Here is an 8,115-nt window from a genome sequence, read left to right as displayed (position 1 = left end):
ACCCCTAAAGATAATGCCAAAGCTCTAAAATATTATGAAGACGCTTCAAACAAAGGTTATGCTCAGGCCAGTTATAGACTTGCACAGATTTATGAAACTGGTGAATTAGGCGTTGCAAAAGATAGTAATAAATTTAGCCAATATGTGCAAAAAGCATCAGCTCAAGGCTCTGATGATGCAACGGTAAAAATTGCGACTATTTTATTTGCTCAGAAAAAGCCACAGTCTCATCAAATTGCTTTACAAAAGCTAGCGCCTTTAATTCGAAAAGGAAACTACCCTGCTATTCAAGTCAAAGCACTTTATGATATTAGCCAAGGGGTTGAAAATAAAAACCCGCTAATGAAACGCCAAGGCATTGAAGCTTTACAAGCAATTGCACAAAAAGGTTATGCACCAGCATCTATGGCTTTAGCGACTATGATGGCAAATGGCAATATTATTCCTCAGAACTTGCCTCAAGCAAAACAGATTTTTACTGAACTTGCTAACCAAAATGTTCCTAATGCTAGAGAGTCTTTAGCTTCAGTCGAAAAGATTATTGCTGAGAAGAATAAACAAGCTGCAGCCGCCCCTACACAGCCTGCACCTAAAAAATAGCAAAGAAACAATAGCCCCGTATGGGGCTTTTCTTTTACCACCACAAAGCGATAAGCCCACTTACTCCAATAAAACCAATAATAGTACTTATCATTAAAGGTGTTAATGCTCTTTCATTTAAACCATATGCTTGCCCAAAAATACCAAAAGCAATTGGCATTGGAAGTGCCGCAATTAATGTTCCAGCATATAACATCTCTTGACTGACGTTTGGTAATAAAAGGAATAACCCAAAAATCACAACTGGCATAAGAATGACATTAAACCCAGCCAACAATACACTTTGTAAATTCACGGCGGTAATACCTATACCAACTAAGCTGCCGCCAATAGCAAATAGTGCTAGAGGCGAAGCTGTCCTTCCTAAAAGTTCTAAAGCTTGCCCAAGTTTTGAAGGCAGATGAATACCTAGCAAGATACAGCTCATCCCCACCAAAATTGCAATAATTACAGGATTTTTAATTAAATTTATGAATGTTTTTTTCAGTAAAGGCAAAAGCCGCTGCTGTTGATGTAATCCCGCTTCTGCCAAAATAAGCATTAAAGCGACAATTAATAAGTTTTCAATAATTAAAGTTAAAGATATATAGATTGCAGCATGACTACCCATGAGCATAGTCAAAATAGCAGTACCCATAAAACCTGTATTTGACATAGAAGCGCCCATCGATATGACTGCACTATGGGTTAGGCTGTTTTTAAAATATTTCCGATAAATGATAAAAGCCAGAAAAAATAAGATTAAAGAGCCACCACCATAAGCAATAAAATAAGCTGGGTGCCAAATATCTTGTAAGTTTTTATTGGCTAAAGATTGGATTAAAAAAGCAGGTAAAGAAATTTTAATAACAAATGCACTCAGAGCCTTAATTTGTTCAGGTGTTACCAGTTTAATGAGAACACTACAGTACCCCATCAATAATAAAATCAAAATTGGTAAGATTACCTGAAAAACCACAAACAACGCCCTCACTCATTTCAAAAGAAAAACGGGCAAATCTTAATTTGCCCACATATTTAAAAACTAAAAAGAATCAAAAAGCTGTTTTAAGCCATGTGGTTGACAACGCAAATATTGAGGAGCAATTTTGACTTTTGCACCCAATGTAGCTGCAGCATGCCATGGCCAACGTGGGTCATATAACATTGCACGTGCAAGACCAATGGCATCAGCTTGTTGGTTTTCTAAAATTTGTTCAGCATGCTGTGGATCAGTAATAAGACCTACCGCAATCACAGGAATAGATACATGTTTTTTAACCTGCTCCGCGAATGGTACTTGGTAACCTGCCCCGATGGTAATATTTTGGTGTTCATGTAAGCCACCACTAGAGACATGGATATAAGCGGCTCCCAGTTGCTCTAAGGCTTTTGATAAACCAACCGTAGACTCAATGTCCCACTGTTCGTTACCATCCATCCAGTCAGTTGCAGATAAACGTATTCCTACAGGATAACCTGCAGGAACAGCAAGTTTAATTGCCTGAAGTACTTCAAGCGTCATACGCATACGGTTCTCTAAAGAACCGCCATATTCATCTGTTCGTTGATTCGCAATTGGCGATAAAAATTGATGCAACAAGTAGCCATGTGCTGCATGTACTTCAATTAGCTCAAAGCCAGCTTCAACTGCACGTTTTGCCGCAGCGGCGAAGTCTTGTTGAATTTGTTTAATTTCATCAACTGTTAATGCATGTGGCGCAGCATCGTGAACTGAAAAAGTACTTGTACTTGGAGCAACTGTTTGCCAACCATGTGGCTGATCTTTTGCAATTTGACCTTTCCCCAACCAAGGCTTTTCAGTTGATGCCTTACGTCCAGCATGTGCTAACTGAATTCCAAATGGCATAGGAGAAAGTGTTTTAACTTTTCCTAATAAAGTTTTGATCTGGTCACGTTGCTGGTCATTCCAAAGTCCAAGATCTGCGTAACTAATTCGACCTTCCGCTTGTACAGCCGTAGCCTCCACAATGCATAACCCAGCTCCAGACAACGCGTAATTTGCCCATTGCTGCTCATGCCAATAGGTAATTTCACCTTCATCAGTTGCCGAATACTGACACATTGGGGCAATTACAATTCTATTGACTAGTTGTAGCGAATCAAAATTAACCGTTTCAAATAATTTTGCCATTTTAAATTCCTAGAATTGTTTAATTACACGTAAACCTGCACTCCAGTTACGCCCATCAGCGGGTTCAAAATAACGATCATTACCATCATTTACGATAACTGAACCCGCATAGTTTTTATCAAATAGGTTATCTACACGAGCAAAGCTTTTGACCTTCCAAGCACCTAAATCCCATGCATAACCAATATTTGCTGAAGTTACACTGTAGCTTGGTGCTGCGTCACTGTTGGTATCATTCACGTATACTTTGTCCATATACTGTACATCTACACCACCATATAGTCCGTGGCTCGGTTGCCAAGCTAAAGAAATATAAGCCTGATTTTTAGCAATTCCAGGAATCGCATTGCCATCTGGAATTTGAGCAATATTGCCTAAAGCAGGAATATCCGCATCAAAAGTAGCATCTAAATAGGCATAGCTTGCTGTCGCTGTTAAATCTCGCCACAACTTTTTATTCCATGCAAACTCTACCCCTTCACGCAAAGTTTTATCCGCATTTCGGAAGGTAGAACGACCATTTGAGCTTCCTGCTGAAACAATGTCATTTTTGGTTTTAGTTTGAAAAACTGCCAAAGTAAAATCACCTAATTGGTTTTGTGATTTTAAACCAGCTTCATAGGTATCACTGGTCGATGGTTTTAAATCAAAATTAAAACCTGACTTTGTCGTATCAGTTTGATATGCCATTTCAGTAAAGGTCGGTGTTTCAAACCCTTTGGCATAACTCATATAAGCCATGAGCTCAGGTAAAATTTGCCAACTTAACGCAAGCGACGGTAAAACTTTACTGTAATCAGTCTTGCCGCTATCGTCGCCATTACTTAAATAGCGATCTTCCGACTTATAGTGAACATTACTATAGCGTACGCCCGTATCTAAACGCCATGTGGGTAAGAACTGCCATGAAACTTGTAAATATGGGTCAATATTCCATAAAGTATTATCTTCATCACGGCGTAACTTACCTTTGACACCATAAATACCATCCGCATTAAAGTTTTCAAAACCTTTACGATCTTCATCCATCGCATCGAGTGCAACCCCCAAACTCACCGTTGTATTTGGCAATAGTTCTTTACCTGTCCAACGGAAATCAGCACCATAATAATTACGGTCAAAATCAATCACACCACCCGCATGATTGATACTGGCATCTTGGGTAGATTTAGGAATAGATTGATACTGAGTGACTTGACGATTACCCAAATATGCCATGGCATAAAGTTCATTTTTATCATTAATAGGCTTAGACCATGTCATGCCCGTTTGGGTTTGTTCGATATCTTTACGAACATTAAATTGCTTTAAAAACGGAACTTGTTGCTTTGGATTCGCATTCCACTGATCATGCGTTAAACCCTGTGGATCATCGGCATTGATTTTGACATAGTTAGTCACCCAGTTGATTTTACTTCCATCATCAAGATTCCAACTGAGCTTTGCATTATTTAATATTTTTTCTGCCCCGCTATGTTCTCGGTAACCATCGGTATCGAAGTATGATGAGCTAATAATATAACTTGGTTCATTCGCCCCTTTTGCTCCACCTTGTAGCACTAGCCCTGCTCGGCTTTTATCGTGACTACCACCCGAATAGCTGAGCTCAATTGAGTCTTTACCCTTTCCTTCTTTAGTAGAAGTTAAAATTGTCCCGCCCGATGAGTTTCCATAAAGTGAAGAAAAAGGCCCTGTTAGGACTTCAACATGGTCCAGACTGCTTAAGTCGATATTAGACGTTTGGCCTTGCCCATCTGGCATTGTTGCAGGAATACCATCCACATATAGGCGAATACCTCGGACACCAAAAGTAGAACGTGCACCAAAACCACGCATAGATAGCTGTAAATCTTGCGCATAATTTTCACGGTTACGAATTTGCAAACTCGGTATCCCCTTCACAACCTCGGTCAAATTCACTTGTGAAGAACTATCCGCCTGAGGTGCATCTATTCGAAAAACCGAAGCAGGTGTTTGTAAGTAAGTAGTATCAGTACGCGTTGCTTCCACATGTAAAGTAGGCAATTTGGCAACATCTGAATTTAAGTCTTCTGCCCAAACAAGTGGGCTAGAAATACAGCCCATACTCATCAAAATACAGTAGTGAAGTCGGTCTAAGCGTAATAAGGACATGCTTATTTCCTTTATTTATATTGTAGTTATGATAACAAAAAGCAGTGTCTTGTCTGGATATAGAATTCGGTTTACATTGTTGTAAATCTGGAACAGTCGTTTTGCGATATAAAAATTGATTTCCAGTTTAAGAGTTATCGGCTTAAAGATGGATGATCTTTCCAGCAATATCGTTCAGGCCAATCTTTTGCTTCTTCGGCATAATCAATTCCAATACGTGGCGTTAAAACCACTTCTGGCTGTGTAGTGGCTGCCTCAATCCATAGTCCAGATTCTTCACCTAAAGTCTGGCCTTTTAAAGTCCGATCAATGCTCAAATAACGTGTCAGTTTGCCAGGTCCAGCCAAAAGCTTATATTCTTTTTTAGTTGAAGCACTATTTAAAAATGCTGATCGAATCATCACTCCTTCAGGTACACCTTCTGTTTGAGTAATAATGTTGAGCATTTCATACATACCATAAATTAAATAAACATAAATGGTGCCACCATGGCGATACATTACCTCTGTTCGTGCGGTACGTTTGTCATTGTAGCTATGGCAGGCTTTATCGCGAACACCCAAATAAGCTTCTGTTTCACTAATTGTACAGCGGATAACTTGTCCATCAGGCTGTCGCTTACATAATACGCAGCCGATTAAATCATATGCTACTTCCGAAGTTTCTCGTTGAAACCAGCTTAATGGTAAAATATCTGACATAGTATTCTCTGAAATATTACATACCACACGTTATACTTGATTAATCCAGTATATCTGTTAATTCTGCGAGTTGGCATGCCTGAGTTACCCGAAGTCGAAACCACCAAAACCAGTTTATTTCCCTTATTGAATCAAAAAGTTTTAAGTGTTGAAGTACGTAATCCTAGCTTACGTTGGCCAATACCAGATGATATTCAAAAACTTGTTGGGCAACGCCTGATTGGATTAAATCGTCGTTCAAAATATATTTTGGCAGAGTTTGAACAAGATCAAATGCTCTGGCATTTAGGCATGTCAGGAAGCTTTCGTCTGTGTCAACCAAACGATGAATTGAGAAAGCATGATCATCTGATTATTCAATTTGAAGATCAGCAGTTACGTTACCACGACCCACGTCGTTTTGGCTGCATTCTTTGGCTTAACCCTGAAACTCAAGGCAAACTCATCGACACTTTAGGGCCAGAACCATTAAGTACTGACTTTCATGCAGAATATTTAGCTTCCAAACTCAAGAATAAAGCTGTCGGCATAAAAATTGCACTCATGGATAATCATGTAGTGGTTGGTGTTGGCAATATCTATGCAACCGAAAGCTTGTTTAATGTAGGCATTCACCCAGCTCAGCCTGCTGGCGATTTGACTATGCAACAAATTGAGAAACTGGTTATCGAGATTAAGCGAATTTTGAAGTCAGCAATTGATTTAGGCGGCTCGACTTTACGAGACTACAGCAATGCCATGGGTGAAAATGGTTATTTTCAACAGACTTTACTCGCTTATGGTCGTGCCGGAGAAATGTGTGTTAACTGTGAAACCACATTAGAAAACTTAAAACTCGGTCAGCGCGCCAGTGTATTTTGCCCACAATGCCAACCGCTTAAAAAGCTGAGAAAGCCTTAATTTTTTGGAGGAAGACAACATGCAAACAGCAATTGTCCGACATATTTTAGTCAAAGATAAAGACTTAGCCGAACAGCTAAAAAAGAAGCTACAAAGTGGGGCTGACTTTGCCAAACTTGCCAAGCAATACTCCACTTGCAATTCAGCAAAACGTGGTGGAGAACTTGGTGAAGTCAAAAAAGGACAGTTGGTACCTGTCATCGACAAAGTAGTATTTACGGCTGCTGAACGTGTATTACAAGGCCCTATCAAAAGTCAGTTTGGCTATCATCTTTTAGAAGTTAAATTCCGAATGGGCAGCTTACGTTAGGACTCATTAATTTAATTATCATTTTCAAAAGTTTTAGCCTGTGCATTCATTTGATATGTCCAGGCTTTAATATATTCACCCGACTCTAGTTTTATATCAGCGATTACACGCTGGTATTGAAAGCCTTCAAAGTCATCTAACATTTGCCAGTTTTCAGCAAGTTTTTCTGTGCTAAACACATAACCTTCTATCCAATCTGCTTGCGGATCTAACTCTAACGCTTTTAAACCTTTGTCTGGGCCCCAATCTAAAATATGAATTACCCCTCGTACACTAGCTTTCGTCCAGCTTCCACCAATCTGCTCTAAAATATGAGCATTTGCTTTATTAGGGCATAAGGTTCCATATACAAAAAGCTGATTCATTAATTTATGTTCCTTGTTCTATCTGCTTAGCTAAACTTAACTGTGATTTAGCAAGTTTATCAATATCTCTAGTCCAGTATAAAATGCTCTGTAATAAAAAACGGTACTCTAGGTACCGTTTTTTATACTTAAATTTTTTATTAAGCTTGTTTTTTCAACTCATCACGAATTTCACGTAATAATTGGATATCTTCTGGAGTTGCAGCTGGAGCTTCTGGCTCATTCTTATCACGGCGAAGTTTGTTTAATAATTTCACCATTAAGAACACAACCCAAGCCAAAATCAGGAAGTTAATTAAAATGGTCAGAAAGTTACCATAAGTTAATACGTTGATACCTGCTTTTTGTAAGGCATCTAGAGATTGTAAGTTATTCGGGTTTGCACCTAATACGATAAATTTCTGCGAGAAATCAACACCACCACCAGTAATTACAGTGATAAGCGGCATAATGATATCTTTTACTAACGAGTCTACGATTTTGCCAAAAGCACCACCAATAATTACACCAATGGCTAAATCCATCATATTGCCTTTAATGGCAAATTCTTTAAATTCTTGAATAATACTCATCTAAACATCTCCAGATGTAGGGGGGAGGAACACATCATATTTTTCTTTTTTCACTGGCCTCTTATCCGTCTAGATAGTACTCGCCATGATATTGATAATTTAATATTTTTTTCAAAAAAAGAAAGCTATTTCACACTTTAACAACATATTTGCTTACAAGAAAAATATGACTTTAAGTTTACTTTCAGCTTTACCAGTAAGCAATAAAAAACCGCTAAACGAATTTAGCGGTTTTTCTTTTTCATTTAAGAAAAATTATTTATCACGGTTACGTTTACGTTCGTTTTCAGTCAAGTAACGCTTACGGATACGAATTGATTTTGGAGTAACTTCTACTAACTCGTCATCTTCAATAAATTCAAGAGCTTGTTCAAGCGTAAATTCAATTGCAGGTGTTAAA

Annotated in this window: 10 protein-coding genes; 3 read left to right on the top strand and 7 right to left on the bottom strand. The window is 38.5% G+C overall.

Going from position 1 to position 8,115, the window contains the following annotated elements; translation table 11 throughout:
- The coding region (locus tag J582_RS23950; protein WP_032048770.1) for a tetratricopeptide repeat protein at positions 1–600 on the top strand (600 nt) is incomplete at its 5' end.
- Between the two features lie 34 nt (positions 601–634).
- Here J582_RS23950 and J582_RS23945 read toward each other — a convergent pair.
- The 4 genes from J582_RS23945 to J582_RS23930 form a co-directional block, all read right to left on the bottom strand.
- Positions 635–1,558 carry an AEC family transporter gene (locus tag J582_RS23945; RefSeq protein ID WP_004885358.1) on the bottom strand — a complete coding sequence of 308 codons (924 nt, stop codon included), beginning with the start codon at positions 1,556–1,558 and terminating at the stop codon, positions 635–637.
- Between the two features lie 66 nt (positions 1,559–1,624).
- On the bottom strand, positions 1,625–2,734 hold the full coding sequence (locus J582_RS23940; protein ID WP_031981653.1) for an NADH:flavin oxidoreductase/NADH oxidase: 1,110 nt from the start codon (positions 2,732–2,734) through the stop codon (positions 1,625–1,627).
- A gap of 9 nt (positions 2,735–2,743) precedes the next feature.
- On the bottom strand, positions 2,744–4,867 hold the full coding sequence (locus J582_RS23935; protein ID WP_031981651.1) for a TonB-dependent receptor family protein: 2,124 nt from the start codon (positions 4,865–4,867) through the stop codon (positions 2,744–2,746).
- A 134-nt stretch (positions 4,868–5,001) separates the two neighbouring features.
- Positions 5,002–5,568 (bottom strand): DNA-3-methyladenine glycosylase, encoded by a 567-nt coding sequence (locus J582_RS23930; RefSeq protein WP_004885355.1) that lies wholly within the window; start codon positions 5,566–5,568, stop codon positions 5,002–5,004.
- 75 nt (positions 5,569–5,643) lie between these two features.
- Between J582_RS23930 and mutM the strand changes: the two genes are divergently transcribed.
- Positions 5,644–6,468 (top strand): bifunctional DNA-formamidopyrimidine glycosylase/DNA-(apurinic or apyrimidinic site) lyase, encoded by an 825-nt coding sequence (gene mutM / locus J582_RS23925; RefSeq protein ID WP_031981649.1) that lies wholly within the window; start codon positions 5,644–5,646, stop codon positions 6,466–6,468.
- Between the two features lie 19 nt (positions 6,469–6,487).
- Entirely contained in the window at positions 6,488–6,778 is a 291-nt protein-coding gene (locus tag J582_RS23920; RefSeq protein ID WP_002051379.1) for a peptidylprolyl isomerase, read from the top strand.
- Positions 6,779–6,789: 11 nt separating this feature from the next.
- On the opposite strand, the gene J582_RS23915 is transcribed toward J582_RS23920, so the two are convergent.
- The 3 genes from J582_RS23915 to J582_RS27390 all read right to left on the bottom strand — a co-directional run.
- The gene (locus tag J582_RS23915) at positions 6,790–7,143 is read right to left on the bottom strand and encodes a gamma-glutamylcyclotransferase family protein (RefSeq protein WP_032048768.1); all 354 of its coding nucleotides are present in this window, start codon (positions 7,141–7,143) and stop codon (positions 6,790–6,792) included.
- Between the two features lie 140 nt (positions 7,144–7,283).
- Positions 7,284–7,715: a large conductance mechanosensitive channel protein MscL gene (gene mscL / locus J582_RS23910; RefSeq protein ID WP_000022555.1), complete on the bottom strand. Its 432-nt coding sequence runs from the start codon at positions 7,713–7,715 to the stop codon at positions 7,284–7,286.
- Positions 7,716–7,970: 255 nt separating this feature from the next.
- The coding region (locus J582_RS27390; protein WP_081405577.1) for a GTP-binding protein TypA at positions 7,971–8,115 on the bottom strand (145 nt) is incomplete at its 5' end.

The sequence above is a fragment of the Acinetobacter sp. 1566109 genome (assembly GCF_000582255.1).
In the GTDB taxonomy this organism is placed as follows: Bacteria; Pseudomonadota; Gammaproteobacteria; order Pseudomonadales; family Moraxellaceae; genus Acinetobacter; species Acinetobacter nosocomialis.
This window is presented reverse-complemented; position numbering and strand designations above follow the sequence as displayed.